Source organism: uncultured Friedmanniella sp., from assembly GCF_964244005.1.
GTDB lineage: Bacteria > Actinomycetota > Actinomycetes > Propionibacteriales > Propionibacteriaceae > Microlunatus.
The window spans coordinates 96,388-110,485 of record NZ_CAXTHG010000003.1 but is presented as its reverse complement, the minus strand read 5'-3'; the positions used below and the strand labels follow the sequence as shown (position 1 = coordinate 110,485).

Here is a 14,098-nt window from a genome sequence, read left to right as displayed (position 1 = left end):
TCAGGACGAGGTGACGCGCGAGCTCTCGTCGGCCGGTGCGACGAAGCGGTAGCCGACGTTGCGCACGGTGCCGATCACCGACTCGTACTCGGGCCCGAGCTTGGCGCGCAGCCGACGGACGTGCACGTCGACGGTCCGGGTGCCCCCGTAGTAGTCGTAGCCCCAGACGTCGCTGAGCAGCTGCTGGCGGCTGAACACCCGGCCGGGGTGCTGGGCCAGGTACTTCAACAGCTCGAACTCGGTGTAGGTCAGGTCGAGCTGAGCCCCGTTGAGCTTGGCGGAGTAGCCGGCCTCGTCGATGATGATGTTGCCGGTCTGGATCAGCGGGTCGGTCGTCGAGCTGACCGAGGGCGTCATCGCCAGTCGCAGCCGGACGTCGACCTCGGCCGGACCGGCGGTGGCGAGCAGCAGGTCGTCGAAGCCCCAGTCGGAGGAGAGCGCAGCCAAGCCGCCCTCGCTGACGATGACCAGCAGCGGGGACTCCTTGCCGGTGGTCTCGATCAGCCGGCAGAGCGAACGGGCCCCGACGAGGTCGCGGCGGGCGTCCAGCAGGATCACGTCGGCGGCCGGAGCGTCCAGCAGGGCCGTGGCCTCGGCCTGGGCGACCTTGATCTGGTGCGGCAGCAGCTCCAGCGCCGGCAAGATCTCCGACGAGGTGTGCATGTCGTTGGTGAGCAGCAGCAGGGTCGCCATCTCGGGCCTCCTCGAAGGGGGTCGGGTCGATGCTTGATCGGTCGGATCCGGTGTTCCTGAACGCTCCGGACGTCCGGAGGTGCTGGTAGTCGAAGCCCGCCGAGGTACTCCAGCCGGGTGGCCGTAGCCACGCTGCACGGTAGACACTACTGCAATGTCGCGTGTGCACGTTCACTTCTGGGCTGGCGCGAGAGCCGCCGCAGGTACGGCGACCGAGACGGTCGAGGCGTCCACGGTCCGCGACGCCCTCGCCGAGGTGGCCGCGACCCGTGGCGAGCACTTCCGCCGCGTCCTCGCCGCCAGCAGCGTGCTGGTCGACGGGACAGCCGCCCACGATGCCGAACTCGATCGCCCCCTCAGCGGGCCAGCGCGGGTGGAGGTGCTGCCGCCCTTCGCCGGCGGCGCCGACGGCGGCGCCGGATAGCGGGGTTCGGCGTCAGCGCAGGGCGGCCACCCAGTCGACGGCCCGGCGGGCGTTGCGGCGTCGCTCCTCGTAGCGGGCGCCGAGCACCAGCAGCACCAGCCCGACCGTGCCGAAGGACAGCCAGCGGGGCAGTCCGACCGCCCAGGGCGCCAGCTGGGACACCGCGACCACGGCCAGGGCGAGCGAACCGATCACCAGCGGAGCCTGCCAGCGCCGACTGACCCCGAGCAGCAGTACGGCGGCGCCGGCGGCGAGCACCAGCAGCGGCCGGAGCACCTCGGGGTCCGACACGCTGGCCACTGCGGAGGGCAGCAGCCCGACGGCGAGCGCCGGACCCACCGTCAGCCACGAGGGGGCTGACGGTTCCCGGTGCAGCCGGACCAGCCCGACCACCCCGAGCAGCCCGGCCAGCGGCAGCGAGTAGGCCTCGACGGTGTGCACCTCGGCGTCGAGGAGCAGCGTCCAGACCGCGGCGGAGCACAGCAGCGATGCGAGGACGGCGAGGTGCCCACGCTGGGGGAGCAGGGCGTAGGCCGAGGCCGTCAACCCGGCGGCAGCCAAGATCACCGCGACCGGAAGTGCGGGAGCCGTCGACGACGACGCGGCGGCGAGGGCCCCGGCTGTCGCCACCACCCAGGTCGTTCCGAAGAGCGTCTCGAGGCGCTGACCGTGTCGCCAGGCCGCGAGTCCGCCGGCGAGAACCGCGAGGGCTGCGAGGACGGCGGACGTCCAGACCACGCCCGAGGGGGCGGCCCCCACGACGCCAGCGCCCAGGACGAGCAGGGCGGCGTATCCGGCAACGAGCCAGCGGTACGTCCCGGCGCGGCAGGCGAGCAGGCCAGCGGCCAGCGCCGTGACCAGCAGCGCGGCAGCCAAGCTCCAGCTGAGCGGCGATCGGACGAGGGGCCAGTCCTCGAGATAGCGGCCGCCCGCCAGCAGCAGCTCTGTACCCGCGAGCAGGTGCAGGCCGAGGACCGCCGTACGGGTCGGGCGCGTCATCCCGTCGCGAGCTGTCGGCCCTGTGGGGGTGCGAAGAGACAGGCCGGCGGCCGCGGCCGGGGCGACCGTCGCCACCAGGGCGGTGGCCAGGGCAGAGGGGTCGGCTGACCCCACCGCGGTGTCGATCGTGACCACGGCCGCGACCATGGCGGCGGTCAGCAGGGCGGTGCCGTCGCGGACGGACCGCCGGCTCGAACGTGTGCCCCGTGCGGCGCCCGACCACCAGCCGGCCGCTGCGCAGCCGGCCAGCGAGACCAGAGCGGCCACTCCCCCGGCGCCGAGGAGCGGGCGGTCGAGCACCGTCACATCGGCCGCGACCCAACCACCGACCAGATAGCCGTTCGCGGCGACCACCAGCACCACCTGGACCGGGCGTCTCAGGGGCAACCGTTCGGCGGCCAGCGCGGTCGCCGAAGCCGCGAGCACGAAGGCGAGCGCGGTGATCACGCCCGTCGGCTCAGCGGCAGCGACGGCCAGCAGCGGGACCGCCGCGGCGGCCAGGGCGCTGGCCAGCGGGAAGCAGACCAGGCGCGGAGCGGCCCGGGAGACTCCGGCGCAGCCGAGGGCGAGCAGGCCGGCGGCCGCCATGACGTACCAGAGCTCGTCGACGGATCCGAGTCCGGCGAGGTCAAGGCTGTGGGCCGCGAGCAGGTCGACCGCGCCCATCCCGACCGCCACCGCCCCGAGGGCCTCGGCGGTCGAGGTGAGCCGACCGCGGGCCAAGCGAAGGCTCACCCCACCAGCAGTCGCGGTGAGCACGGCCATCGCCGCCACCTGTCCGCCGACCCCGATCGTCGACCAGGCGACGGCCAGGAAGACCGCGGCGGCCGTCAGGACCAGCAGCGCGCCGGCGGCCAGGAGCACCTGCTGGCCGCTCCAGGACGGTCGCGCCGCCCCCGTCGGGCCGGCCGGCCCGGGCGGCGGGGGCGCGGACGGCGGCTGCCGGCGCAGCCAGTCGATCAGTTCGTGCCGGCGACGGTGGAGTGTGACCAGCTGCTGGTCGATGCGCCACAGCTCAGCGGCCGCCGGGCCGACCAAGCCGAGGCCGCAGCTCGTGCAGGCGTACGCCCCGGTCGGCAGCGCGGCTCCGCAGGACGGGCAGCCCAGCGCGCCCGCCGGCGCATTCCTGCTCGCCACGGGAGTGGTCGTAGGTCCAGCCGGCGGGAAGGGTCGGAGCGGTCCGGCAGTGAGGTGGTCAGCGCGCGACATCATGTCTCCAGGCTGTCGGCTGAGCGCCGCGAGCACGTCCGCCTACGGGATGCCGCCCGTCCACCCTCGGGTGGAATTCGGGTATCCGGGCTCCGCACTCGCGGTCAGTCCAACATGTGGATGCTCTGCTCACTGGTTGAGACGATCTGGCGGGTCGCGGGGGGGCCGTCGTAACCTGGGCGTCATGACCACCACCAGGGTGTGGGCTCTGTCGCTCACCCGCCGCCGCGCCGTCGACCACGGCCGCATGCGGTCTTCCTTGTGTCGGTCTTCTTCTAGGTAGGGCGTTCTCGCCGCCCGTACCGGCTCCCTGGCCGTACGGCGTCCCACCTCCCGCCCCGGACGGCTCGCCGTGGCGCGCCCGGCGGCTCTCAGCGTCAGCAGACCATCTATCGCACAGGAGTGATTCGTACATGAGCAGGTCAGAGGTTCTCGTCGACGCCGACTGGGTCGCCGCACACGGCAGTGACGACGGAGTGGTCCTGGTCGAGGTGGACGAGGACACCACCGCCTACGACGGCGGCCACATCGCCGGCGCGGTCAAGCTCGACTGGAAGGCCGACCTGCAGGACCCGGTCCGCCGCGACTTCGTCGACAAGACCCAGTTTGAGGCGCTGCTGTCCGAGCGCGGCATCGCCACCGACGACACCGTCGTGCTCTACGGCGGCAACAACAACTGGTTCGCCGCGTACGCGTACTGGTACTTCAAGCTCTACGGCCACACCGACGTCCGGCTGCTGGACGGCGGCCGCAAGAAGTGGGAGCTGGACGCGCGCGAGCTGAGCAGCGAGAAGGTCACCCGACCGGCGACCAGCTACACCGCCGCCGAGCCCAAAACCGAGATCCGCGCGTTCCGCGACGAGGTCGTGGCCGCGATCGGGTCCAAGAGCCTGGTCGACGTCCGCAGCCCCGACGAGTACGCCGGCCGGCTGCTGGCCCCGGCCCACCTGCCGCAGGAGCAGTCGCAGCGCGGCGGCCACGTCCCGACCGCGGTGAACGTGCCGTGGAGCAAGGCGGCCAACGACGACGGGACCTTCCGGTCCGACGACGAGCTGAAGAAGATCTACACCGACGCCGGCGTCAACTGGGACGGCGAGATCATCGCCTACTGCCGGATCGGCGAGCGCAGCGCACACACCTGGTTCGTGCTGCAGGAGCTGCTCGGCCAGAGCAAGGTCAAGAACTACGACGGCTCCTGGACCGAGTACGGCTCCCTGGTCGGCGTCCCCGTGGCCGTTGGCGACGAGCCCGGCCAGGTCTGACCCCCCCTGCGGACACGAGGAGACACCATGTGCGGAGCCACCACGGGCGGCTTGAGCGTTGCCGGGATCGACACCACCAAGGAAGCCGTCATCCAGGGTCGGGTGCTGCGCTCCGGGACGCCGGTCTCCGGAGCCTACGTCCGGCTGCTGGACGCCACCGGCGAGTTCACCGCCGAGGTCCCCACCTCGGCGACCGGACACTTCCGGTTCTTCGCCGGTGACGGCAACTGGACGCTGCGCACCCTCGCGCCCGGCGCCAGGCTGGACCGAGTCGTCCGCGCCGCTCGCGGCAGCGTCGCCGACGTCGAGCTCGAGCTCGAAGCCGCCTGACCCCTCGGTTTCCCCCGAACTTGTCAGAGCTGAGTTGCCCTCTGGGGCAGCTCAGTTCTGACAGCTCGGCTGATCAGCTGTCGAGGATGAGGGTCACCGGGCCGTCGTTGGTCAGGGAGACGGCCATGTCGGCGCCGAAGACGCCGGTCGCGACCTCAGCGCCCAGGGTGCGGAGGGCGTCCACGAAGGCCTGGACGAGCGGTTCGCTCACCGGCCGGGGCGCGGCGGCGCTCCACGAGGGTCGCCGGCCCTTACGGGTGTCGGCGTAGAGCGTGAACTGGCTGACCACCAGCAGGGGAGCGCCGAGCTGGGCGCAGGACTGCTCGTCGGCGAGGATCCGGAGCGTCCAGGCCTTCTCGGCCAGCCGGGCGGCGTCGGCCACGGTGTCGTCGTGGGTGACCCCGATCAGCACCAGCAGCCCCGGCCGGTCGATCTCGCCGACGACGTCGCCCGCCACCTCGACGCGGGCCGCGAGCACCCGTTGCAGCACCAGTCGCACTCCACATCCCTTTCGTTCACCTCGGTCGGGCAGTCTCGCACTGTCGTTCCCTGATTCGCCATGGCCCGAGCGGGTACGGTAGCGGCACACATCACGTAGCTGTCCCGCCGGTGCAGCGCCGACCACGACCGATCGGGGACCAGTTATGGCTGTCGACGCTCTTGTCCTGCCCGCCAGCTTGCCGCGTCCCGCGGCTCACCTGAACGGCTTCAGCGACCTGCTGCGCCAGGTCAAGGACGCGGGCTTGATGCGCCGCCGCTACGGCTACTACTGGTCGCGGTTCGCCGGGGCAGCGGTCGCCCTCGGCTCGGTCTTCACCGGCGTCGTGCTGCTGGGCGACAGCTGGCTGCAGCTCGTCCTCGCGGCCGTACTCGGCCTGATCCTCGCCCAGCTCGGCTTCCTCGGCCACGAGGCGTCCCACCGCCAGATCTTCCGCTCCGCCAGCTGGAACGACTGGAGCGGCCGCGTGCTGTCGGCCTTTTTCGCCGGGATCAGCCACGGCTGGTGGATGAACAAGCACAGTCGCCACCACGGCAACCCGAACAAGCTCGACGCCGACCCGGACATCCGTAGCGGCGCTGTGGCCTTCAGCGACGAGGCGTCGCACGCCCGTCGCGGCGTTGGCCGCTGGCTCGTCCAGCGGCAGGGCTGGTTCTTCCTGCCGCTGCTGACCCTCGAAGGGCTCAGCCTGCACGTGTCGTCGGTCCGGCACCTGCTGAGCCGGCGTCCCGTCCGCCACCGCGGCGTCGAGCTGACCTTTCTGACCGTCCGTTTCGTCGGCTACCTTGCCGTGATCTTCTGGCTGCTGCCGCCCGGACTCGCGTTCGCCTTCGTCGGCGTCCAGGTCGGGGTCTTCGGGTTTCTCCTCGGCGGCGCCTTTGCGCCCAACCACATCGGGATGTCGCTGGTACCGCGCGAGGTCAAGATCGACTTCCTGCGCCGTCAGGTGCTGACGTCGCGCAACATCACCGGCGGCCCGGTCGTCCGCTTCCTGATGGGCGGCCTCGACCTGCAGGTCGAGCATCACCTGTTCCCGGGCATGGCTCGGCCGAACCTGCGGCAGGCGCGTGAGCTGGTCCGTCGCTACTGCGACGAGCACCGGATCACCTACACCGAGACGACGCTGCTGGAGTCCTACGGCCAGGTGCTGCGCTACCTCAACGAGGTGGGCCTGGGTGCGCGCAACAAGACCTTCGTCTGCCCGATGGTCGCCCAGCTGCGCTGAGCCGGGGCTAGCCGGTCAGCGGAGCTCGAGCCCCGGCATCCGCAGCTCGGCGCCGACCGGCAGCCCGAGGGCGGCGGTCAGCTCGGCCAGACCCGGCCAGGCCAGCCCGGCCTGGGCTCGCGGGTCGTCGCTGTTGCGTGGTCGACCCAGCCGGGCGAGCGGCGGTACGTTCAGCGCCGGTACGACGGGAGCGTCGTCGGGCAGATCGGCCCGGGTACGGGCGATCCGCACGGCGTCCCGCAGTCCGCCCAGCTCATCCACCAGCCCGACGGCCAGCGCGTCCCGGCCGGTCCAGACGCGGCCGCGGGCGACCTCGTCGATCTCGGCGACACTGCGTCCCCGGCCGGCGGCGACCTTGGCCACGAAGTCGTCGTAGATCGCGTCCACCGTGGCCGCGAAGCGTGCGCGCTCCTCGTCGCCGAAGGGTCGCCGCGAGGAGAACATCCGCGACCGGTCGCCCTGCTGCACCGCGTCGGTGGTCAGGCCGAACCGTTCCAGCAGGTCCGACACCACCAGCTTGCCGCCGAAGACCCCGATCGAGCCGGTGAGCGTCGAGGGCAGCGCGACGATGACGTCAGCCGGGGCGGCGATGTAGTAGCCGCCGGACGCCGCTAGGGCCCCCATGGACACCACGACGGGACGGCCGGAGTCGGAGACCCGGCTGACCTCGCGCCAGATGCTCTCCGACGCGACCGCCGAACCGCCGGGGGAGTCGACGTGCAGCACGACCGCGCGGACGTGGTCATCGGCGAGGGCGGCCCGCAGCTCGGCGCTGACCGAGTCGCTCCCGAGCTGGCGGCCCATGGCGCCGCGACGGCTGCGACCGCCCACGATCGTGCCGCGCGCCTGCACCAGCGCGACCCGACCACGACGGGGCCGCGGCAGCTTCGGCCTCCGGGACGGGGTCCAGCGGTCGGCGAACAGCAGCTCCGCGTCCTCGCCCACGCGCGACCGGAGCGCGGCGTGCACCTGGTCGCGATAGCCGAGCTGGTCCACCAGCCCGCTGCTCTCGGCTTCGGGCGCCGTCCGCGGCCCGGTGTCGACCAGCTCGCGGACCCGATCGGGGTCGATCCTGCGGCCGGCGGCGATCTGTTCCACCGCCTCGGCGAAGACCGAGGCGGTCAAGGCTTCCAGCGCCTCCCGGTGCGCGTCGGTGTAGGCGGTGCGGGTGAAGGTGTTGACGGCGTTCTTGTACTCGCGGCGCTGCTCGAACTCCGGCTGGACGCCCAGCCGGTCCAGCGCGCCGCGCAGGAAGGTGGTCTCGGTCGCCACGCCGAGCAACCCGACCCCGCCTCCCGGCTGCAGCCAGATCTGGTCGAACGCCGTCGCCAGGACGTACGCCGCGGTGTCCCCGCTCTCGCCGAAGCTCTCCGCCCACGCCACCGTTGGCTTGCCGCTCTCGGCGAAGGCGAGCACCCCCAGCCGCAGCTCCTGCATCGCCGCCCAGGCCAAGGCGCCACCGACACGGGCGACCAGGCCGACGACCCGCGGATCGTCCGCGGCTTCGTACAGCGCACGCAGGGTCGGACGCAGCTGACGGCGGCCGCGCACCCGGAGCCGGGCGAGCGGGTCGGCCGAGTCGGGCTCGACGGGCAGCTCGGTGAGGTCCAGCTCCAGCAGCAGCGGCGAACGGTGGCCAGGTAGGGCAGGCATGCTTCCACCGTAGGCGCGCCGGACCAGCGTCTGCGCGGACCAATAGGCTGCGTCGAGGTCCAGGGAGGGAGCCCGATGCGGGTCGGTGTGGTGGGAGTCGGACAGATCAGCGCGCAGTACTTCGCGGCCTTGGCGCGGCTGCCGGAGCTGCAGCTGGTGGCCGTCGCCGACCTGGACGCCGAGCGGACCCGTCAGGTCGCCGCCGAGCACCAGGTCGCGGCCCGGACCGTGTCTGAGCTCTTGGGATCGGCTGACGTGGACGTGGTGCTCAACCTGACGATCCCGGCGGCGCACGTCGCGGTCGGTACGGCGGCGCTCGAGGCCGGCCGTCACCTGTACGCCGAGAAGCCGCTCGGGCTCTCGGTCGCCGACGCCACCGGCATGGTGCAGCTCGCCCGCGAGCGCGGGCTGCGGATCGGCAGCGCGCCCGACACCGTGCTCGGTACGGGACTCCAGACCGCCCGGCAGCTGCTGGACGCGGGAACGGTCGGCGAGCCGCACGCGGCGGCCGTGGCCTGGAGCTCGCCCGGTCACGAGGCGTGGCACCCGGCGCCGTACTTCTACTACGCACCCGGCGGCGGCCCGCTGCTCGACATGGGCCCGTACTACCTGACGGCGCTGGTGACCCTGCTCGGCCCGGTCGAGCGGGTCAGCGGGACGAGTCGTCGCTCCACCCGGCCCCGGAGCGTCGCGTCCGGCCCGCAGGCGGGTGCGCCGGTGCCGGTGCAGACCGACACCTCGATGCAGGCCGTGCTGGAGCACCGGGGCGGGGTGACGTCGACGGTGAGCCTCTCCTTCGACGTCTGGGCCAGTCGGCGGCCGCTCTTCGAGGTGTACGGCACCGCCGGCACCCTCGCCGTGCCTGACCCGAACACCTTCGACGGCACCGTCGAGCTCTGGACGCCCACCACCGGTGAGTGGCAGCCGGTGCCGCCGTCCGCCGGCTACGTCGGCGCTGGCCGGGGAGTCGGGTTGGCCGACCTGGCCGAGGCGATGGCGACCGGCCGGCCGCACCGGGCGTCCGGTGATCTGGCGCTGCACGTGCTCGAGATCATGGACGCGGTGAGCCGTTCCAGCGTCGAACATCTCGTCGTAGACCTGACGACGACGGTCGAGCGGCCCGAACCGGTGCCGTTGCGCGGTTGATCCGGGGCGCCCGGCAAGATCGTGAAGAGTTGTGCCGGGTAGTCGCGGCTCAACTCCACTCAATCTTGGGCCGGGCCGCCTGACACACTGCGACCATGACCGACGGAGGGCTCCGGAGCCTGGTGGTGAAGCTGACCTGCGGCGCCGAGGCGGCGGAACGGGCTAACCAGGCCTGGACGGTCGCCGCCCTGGCGGTGGCCGCGGGCGCGGACGTCACGGTCTGGCTGACCGGGGAGGGGGTCTGGTTCGCCGTCCCCGACCGGGCACCCGTGCTCGACCTGCCGCACGCGACGCCAGTGGCCGACCTGGTCGCGACCGTCGCCGAGGGCGGACGGATCGTGCTCTGCACTCAGTGCGCCGCTCGCCGCGACCTCACCGTCGACGACCTGGTGGTCGGGGCGACGATCGCCGGCGCGGCCAGCTTCGTCGAAGCCGTACTGGCCGACGGCGTCCAGGCGCTCGTCTACTAATCCGACGAGAGCGCGATACCCAGCCGCTGCGCGAGCTCGTCGGCGCTGAGGTCGCCGGGCGCCACACCGGTCCGCGCGGCCTGTCGCGCGAGAATGGCCAGCGATGCGTTGATCGGGGCCTCTTGGCCGGTCCGGTGCGCGATCAGCGCGATCTCGCCGTTCAGGTAGTCGGTCTCGACGTTGCCGGTGCCGCGCTGCAGCGACTGCCAGGTCGAGCCGCCGACGTCGGACGGCACGCCCGGCACCGCGGTCATGGTGAAGCCCGCCGAGCGGGCGGCGCGCTCTTCCTCGTCGTCCACGTACGCGATCCCCGCGCGGTCCAGCACCGTCCGCGCCTCGGCCCCGGCGCGCGCGACCAGGGGAGCGGGGTCGCCGTTGGTGTGCACCAGCGCCTGAAAGATGTTGCCGAGGTTGCTGAGCAGCTTGCGGTACTTCCACGCCATCACGTCGTCCGGCCGCGGCACGTCGTAGTCGGCGGCGGTCCAGTCGGCCGCCACCTGGTCGAGCAGCCGTCGGTCGGTGTCGTCGAGCTGCGCCGGGACCCGGCCGAGGTGCAGCATCCCCGACGGACCGCTGGCACGCAGGATGACCTCGCCGGGCTCGAGGTGCACCGACGGCATCCAGACGCAGACCCCGTAGACCCGGCGGAAGTAGCGCAGCGCCATGGTCTCGCTGGCCACGCCGTTCAGGGCCAGCAGGACGGGCAGTCGCTCACCGGCGGTAGCCCCGTCGACCGGGGCGTCGGCCCAGGTGACCAGTGCGGCCTCGGCCTGTTGGGTCTTGGTGGCGACCACCAGGACGTCGTCGGGCCGCAGCTCGAGCTCGTCCGGTCCGCCGACGGCGGTCACGGGGATGGTCAGGTCGCCGCTGGGGCTGCGCAGCCGCAGTCCCGACTGCTGCAGCGCCCGCAGGTGATCGCCCCGGGCGACGAGGACGGTCTCGCGGCCGGCGTGGGTCAACCGACCGCCGAGCGCTCCGCCGATGGCTCCCGCCCCGATCACGACATAACGGGTCATGGCGCCACGGTAGCCAAGGTCGGGTGGCCCGTGAGGCAGGCTTGCGTGCGTGAGACTTCGGCTGACGGTGCGCGACCTGGAGCCGACCGACTTCGGCGAGCTCGACTGGTCCGGCGGCGTCGAGCACCAGCGGGCACTGGCCGAGGCGCTGCAGGCGGGCTACGCCGGCGAGGTCGCCGTCCTGGTCATCGCCCTCGCCAACGGGCGGCTGGTCGCGGTCGGGGCGGTGGACTTCCGCTCCGGGCCGGACGTCGGGGTGCTGAGCATGCTGAGCGTGCACGAGCACCTGCAGTCCCTCGGTCTCGGCACCCGGCTGGTGGCCGCGCTGGAAAAGCGGGCCCGCCGGGAGGGCCGGACCCGGGCCCGGCTGCGGGTCGAGCACGACAACCCGCGGGCGGCGGCCCTCTACCGTCGGCTCGGCTACCGCGAGGTCGGCTCGGTGGTCGAGAGCTGGCCCGTCGCCGGCGGCCGTACGTACGTGACCCTCAGCACCGTGCTCGAGCGCGACCTCGGCGCCTAATGCCCCTCTTGCGCCGAACCTGACGCCTCGTTCGGCTGCGCGACCCCGATCCGTCTGGCATCGTCTGAGGCCGAGTCGAGGGGAATCGTGGCCGTGATTCAGGTAGCCGTGCCGACGTCGCTGAGCCGGCAGGCGGTCACGGCCGTGCTGCCGCTGGTGCTGTCTGTGGCCGGAGCGGTCCTTGCTCTGACCGGATCCGACCACCGGTGGCACAGCGCGTTCCAGGCCGTCGCTTGGGCTGTCGTGGCGGCGACGATCTTGGTCCCGGCCTGGCGCGACCGCCGACTGCCCGCGCTGTTCGTGACGGAGGACGGCTTGCTCGGGCCGCGCGGGGAGGCCGTCCTGCGCTGGGAGGACGCGGTCGGGGTCTGGGTCGGTTACCGGTCGCCGCGGTGGCTGCCGTCACAGCTCCGGCCGCTGACCGTGATGGCGTGGGACGCGGCGACCCTCGACTTCGCGCGGCGAGCAGGCTCGCGGGCACTCCCGCGGCTTCACAAGCTCGTCGCCACGACCCTCACGGACGAGGAAGTGGTGCAGCTCATCCGCCGCGTCACCTGGTCACCCGTCGAAGCCGGCCGGCATCTGAGCCGCCGTCAGTTCCTCCGCACCCTGATGAACTGAGTCGCCGCTCGCTGCGGGAGAGCGTTGCGGGCGACTTCTGGCCCTCAGGGGTCACCCGGCTCCGGTACCTGGTCGCGGAGGTCAGTCGCCAGGGCCAGCCGGTTGCGCCGCCGCGAGGCGACCACGAGGGTCAGGTCGAGGACGCCCATTACCGTCATCGCCAAGCCGAACCCGAACCAGCGTGCCGCCGGTGCGCATGGTCTGGAGCCCAGAGCGAATGGATCTCGCACGGGCCGTTTTTCAGCACCGGGGACCGTACGACTCAGCCTGGCCCGCCGGCAATCATCCTCCTCGCTCATGCTTATCGACCGTGGCCAAACTGTGGTGGAAGTCTCTGGAGGACTTTTCGGTAGACCTCAGAAGCGCCAGCGACGCCCGGGTGCGCGAGATGAGGGACGCCGCCGACAACGAGCTCGACCGCCGCGGCCTGCTGTCGCCCGAGACCTGATTCACGCCGTCCCTCGTCGAGCGGGCCCCACCTGAGGGTCACGTCGCTCGGCCGCCCCCCACTAGAGTGGGCGCGTGGCGTTCGAGATCTCCTCCGACCTGCACCCCCGGCTGATGCCGATCGCGTGGCTGATCGGACGGTGGGAGGGGTCGGGCAAGGGCACGTACCCCGGCATCCCCGACTTCAGCTTCGGTCAGCAGGTCGACTTCGCGCACAACGGCGGGGACTACCTGCACTACCTCTCCCAGACCTTCGAGGTCGACGCCGACGGCCGGGCTGTCCGGCCGCTCAGCATGGAGACCGGCTTCTGGCGTCCGCAGGCTGACGGCACGATCGAGGTCGTCATGTCCCACCCCGAAGGCTACACCGAGATCTGGTACGGCAAGGTCACCGGCGCCCAGATCGACCTGACCACCGACGCGGTCGTCCGTACGGTCTCGGCCGAGGACTACGCCGCCGGACGCCGCTTGTACGGCCAGGTCGACGGCGAGCTGCTCTGGACCCTCGACAAGGCCGCGAACGGCCAGCCGCTGCAGTCGCACCTCTGGGCCCGGCTGATCCGCGCCTGAGCCGGCCCGTTGGGAAGAAAGCCCCGCCCGTACTTGCTGAGGTTGCCATGAGCTCCCAGACCGCGATCGTGTCCGAGTCCGGCGTGGACGCCGGCGTCCCGTGGCACTACGGCGACCCCATGCGCGAGCAGCGACTGTTCAGCACCGGCACGGGCGTCGTCGACCTGTCCCACCGCGGCGTCGTCAGCATCACCGGTCCCGACCGGCTCAGCTGGCTGCACTCCCTCACCACCCAGCACCTGACCGCCCTGCCTCCGGGCGTCGGCGTGACCACCCTGGTGCTGTCGCCTCAGGGCCACCTCGAGCACGTGCTGTACGGGGTGGACGACGGCACCACGTTCTGGGCGCACACCGAGCCGGACGCGGCCCCCGCGCTGGTCGGCTGGCTGGACCGGATGCGGTTCATGATGCGCGTCGAGGTGGCCGACCGGACGCCCGACCTGGCGATCGTGTGGCAGCTCGGCGACACCGAGACGCCGTGGGTGAGCCGGTCGGGACTGGACTCCCTCGGCGGTCGGGAGCTGTTCGTCCCGCGTACCGACCTGAGCACGGCGCTCGACCTCGCGCCCCGGGCCGGCACCTGGGCCCTGGAGGCCCGCCGGATCGAGGCCGGCGTCCCCCGGATCGGCCTCGACACCGACCACCGCACCATCCCCAACGAGGTCGGGCTGATCGGCGTCGCCGTCCACCTGGACAAGGGCTGCTACCGCGGCCAGGAGACGGTTGCCCGGGTGCACACCCTCGGCCGACCGCCGCGGCGACTGGTCCGGCTGCTGCTGGACGGCAGCGTCGACGCCCTGCCCGCCCCCGGCGCGGCGCTCGAGATCGGCGGCCGTACGGTCGGGATCGTCGGCGGCTCCGCCCGGCACCACGAGCTCGGTCCGGTCGCGCTCGCCCTGGTCAAGCGGAACATCGACCCCGACGCGACCGTGCTGGTCGACGGCATCGCCGCCAACCAGGAGATCCTGGTCGACCCTGAGATCGGCCTGCACGTCCGCCCGCGCCTCTGAGCCT

At 72.5% G+C, this 14,098-nt stretch carries 16 protein-coding genes; 11 read left to right on the top strand and 5 right to left on the bottom strand.

Annotation, left to right across the window (positions count from 1 at the left end):
- Complete coding sequence (locus ACFE76_RS02960; RefSeq protein ID WP_375430247.1) at window positions 1–693, bottom strand: winged-helix domain-containing protein; 693 nt, start codon at window positions 691–693, stop codon at window positions 1–3.
- A 154-nt stretch (window positions 694–847) separates the two neighbouring features.
- On the opposite strand from ACFE76_RS02960, the gene ACFE76_RS02955 reads away from it, so the two are divergent.
- Window positions 848–1,117, top strand: coding sequence for a MoaD/ThiS family protein (locus ACFE76_RS02955; protein WP_375430246.1), 270 nt, complete (start codon window positions 848–850; stop codon window positions 1,115–1,117).
- A 12-nt stretch (window positions 1,118–1,129) separates the two neighbouring features.
- Here ACFE76_RS02955 and ACFE76_RS02950 read toward each other — a convergent pair whose 3' ends face one another.
- Window positions 1,130–3,253, bottom strand: a complete 2,124-nt coding sequence (locus tag ACFE76_RS02950; protein ID WP_375430245.1) for an SCO7613 C-terminal domain-containing membrane protein — start codon at window positions 3,251–3,253, stop codon at window positions 1,130–1,132.
- 485 nt (window positions 3,254–3,738) lie between these two features.
- Between ACFE76_RS02950 and ACFE76_RS02945 the strand changes: the two genes are divergently transcribed.
- Together ACFE76_RS02945 and ACFE76_RS02940 are read left to right on the top strand one after the other, a co-directional pair.
- Window positions 3,739–4,587, top strand: coding sequence for a sulfurtransferase (locus tag ACFE76_RS02945; RefSeq protein WP_375430244.1), 849 nt, complete (start codon window positions 3,739–3,741; stop codon window positions 4,585–4,587).
- Window positions 4,588–4,614: 27 nt separating this feature from the next.
- Window positions 4,615–4,917, top strand: coding sequence for a DUF1416 domain-containing protein (locus ACFE76_RS02940; protein ID WP_375430243.1), 303 nt, complete (start codon window positions 4,615–4,617; stop codon window positions 4,915–4,917).
- Window positions 4,918–4,990: 73 nt separating this feature from the next.
- Here ACFE76_RS02940 and dtd read toward each other — a convergent pair whose 3' ends face one another.
- Entirely contained in the window at window positions 4,991–5,416 is a 426-nt protein-coding gene (dtd, locus tag ACFE76_RS02935) for a D-aminoacyl-tRNA deacylase (RefSeq protein ID WP_375430242.1), read from the bottom strand.
- Between the two features lie 145 nt (window positions 5,417–5,561).
- Between dtd and ACFE76_RS02930 the strand changes: the two genes are divergently transcribed.
- Window positions 5,562–6,641: a fatty acid desaturase family protein gene (locus ACFE76_RS02930; RefSeq protein WP_375430241.1), complete on the top strand. Its 1,080-nt coding sequence runs from the start codon at window positions 5,562–5,564 to the stop codon at window positions 6,639–6,641.
- A gap of 15 nt (window positions 6,642–6,656) precedes the next feature.
- Here the strand turns inward: ACFE76_RS02930 and sppA are convergent, their stop codons facing one another.
- Complete coding sequence (gene sppA / locus ACFE76_RS02925; RefSeq protein WP_375430240.1) at window positions 6,657–8,294, bottom strand: signal peptide peptidase SppA; 1,638 nt, start codon at window positions 8,292–8,294, stop codon at window positions 6,657–6,659.
- Between the two features lie 75 nt (window positions 8,295–8,369).
- On the opposite strand from sppA, the gene ACFE76_RS02920 reads away from it, so the two are divergent.
- Together ACFE76_RS02920 and ACFE76_RS02915 are read left to right on the top strand one after the other, a co-directional pair.
- A complete protein-coding gene (locus tag ACFE76_RS02920) occupies window positions 8,370–9,440 on the top strand; it encodes a Gfo/Idh/MocA family protein (RefSeq protein WP_375430239.1) in 1,071 nt (356 codons plus the stop codon).
- 95 nt (window positions 9,441–9,535) lie between these two features.
- On the top strand, window positions 9,536–9,910 hold the full coding sequence (locus tag ACFE76_RS02915; RefSeq protein WP_375430238.1) for a DsrE family protein: 375 nt from the start codon (window positions 9,536–9,538) through the stop codon (window positions 9,908–9,910).
- Here the strand turns inward: ACFE76_RS02915 and ACFE76_RS02910 are convergent.
- On the bottom strand, window positions 9,907–10,926 hold the full coding sequence (locus tag ACFE76_RS02910; RefSeq protein ID WP_375430237.1) for a ketopantoate reductase family protein: 1,020 nt from the start codon (window positions 10,924–10,926) through the stop codon (window positions 9,907–9,909). The two genes, ACFE76_RS02915 and ACFE76_RS02910, sit on opposite strands and share 4 nt — an antisense overlap.
- A gap of 49 nt (window positions 10,927–10,975) precedes the next feature.
- On the opposite strand from ACFE76_RS02910, the gene ACFE76_RS02905 reads away from it, so the two are divergent.
- The 5 genes from ACFE76_RS02905 (at window position 10,976) to ACFE76_RS02885 (ending at window position 14,094) form a co-directional block, all read left to right on the top strand.
- Entirely contained in the window at window positions 10,976–11,446 is a 471-nt protein-coding gene (locus tag ACFE76_RS02905; protein ID WP_375430236.1) for a GNAT family N-acetyltransferase, read from the top strand.
- 87 nt (window positions 11,447–11,533) lie between these two features.
- Complete coding sequence (locus ACFE76_RS02900) at window positions 11,534–12,067, top strand: hypothetical protein (RefSeq protein WP_375430235.1); 534 nt, start codon at window positions 11,534–11,536, stop codon at window positions 12,065–12,067.
- 310 nt (window positions 12,068–12,377) lie between these two features.
- The gene (locus tag ACFE76_RS02895) at window positions 12,378–12,515 is read left to right on the top strand and encodes a hypothetical protein (RefSeq protein WP_375430234.1); all 138 of its coding nucleotides are present in this window, start codon (window positions 12,378–12,380) and stop codon (window positions 12,513–12,515) included.
- Between the two features lie 113 nt (window positions 12,516–12,628).
- A complete protein-coding gene (locus ACFE76_RS02890; protein WP_375430339.1) occupies window positions 12,629–13,084 on the top strand; it encodes an FABP family protein in 456 nt (151 codons plus the stop codon).
- A 47-nt stretch (window positions 13,085–13,131) separates the two neighbouring features.
- Window positions 13,132–14,094: a YgfZ/GcvT domain-containing protein gene (locus tag ACFE76_RS02885; RefSeq protein WP_375430233.1), complete on the top strand. Its 963-nt coding sequence runs from the start codon at window positions 13,132–13,134 to the stop codon at window positions 14,092–14,094.
- Window positions 14,095–14,098 lie beyond the last annotated feature (4 nt).

Coding starts and splice junctions, on each gene's coding strand:
- sppA (WP_375430240.1), bottom strand. CDS start 8,294: ATGCCTGCCCTACCTGGCCACCGTTCGCCGCTGCTGCTGGAGCTGGAC.
- ACFE76_RS02920 (WP_375430239.1), top strand. CDS start 8,370: ATGCGGGTCGGTGTGGTGGGAGTCGGACAGATCAGCGCGCAGTACTTC.
- ACFE76_RS02910 (WP_375430237.1), bottom strand. CDS start 10,926: ATGACCCGTTATGTCGTGATCGGGGCGGGAGCCATCGGCGGAGCGCTC.
- ACFE76_RS02955 (WP_375430246.1), top strand. CDS start 848: ATGTCGCGTGTGCACGTTCACTTCTGGGCTGGCGCGAGAGCCGCCGCA.
- ACFE76_RS02885 (WP_375430233.1), top strand. CDS start 13,132: ATGAGCTCCCAGACCGCGATCGTGTCCGAGTCCGGCGTGGACGCCGGC.
- ACFE76_RS02915 (WP_375430238.1), top strand. CDS start 9,536: ATGACCGACGGAGGGCTCCGGAGCCTGGTGGTGAAGCTGACCTGCGGC.
- ACFE76_RS02930 (WP_375430241.1), top strand. CDS start 5,562: ATGGCTGTCGACGCTCTTGTCCTGCCCGCCAGCTTGCCGCGTCCCGCG.
- ACFE76_RS02890 (WP_375430339.1), top strand. CDS start 12,629: ATGCCGATCGCGTGGCTGATCGGACGGTGGGAGGGGTCGGGCAAGGGC.
- ACFE76_RS02945 (WP_375430244.1), top strand. CDS start 3,739: ATGAGCAGGTCAGAGGTTCTCGTCGACGCCGACTGGGTCGCCGCACAC.
- ACFE76_RS02960 (WP_375430247.1), bottom strand. CDS start 693: ATGGCGACCCTGCTGCTGCTCACCAACGACATGCACACCTCGTCGGAG.
- ACFE76_RS02940 (WP_375430243.1), top strand. CDS start 4,615: ATGTGCGGAGCCACCACGGGCGGCTTGAGCGTTGCCGGGATCGACACC.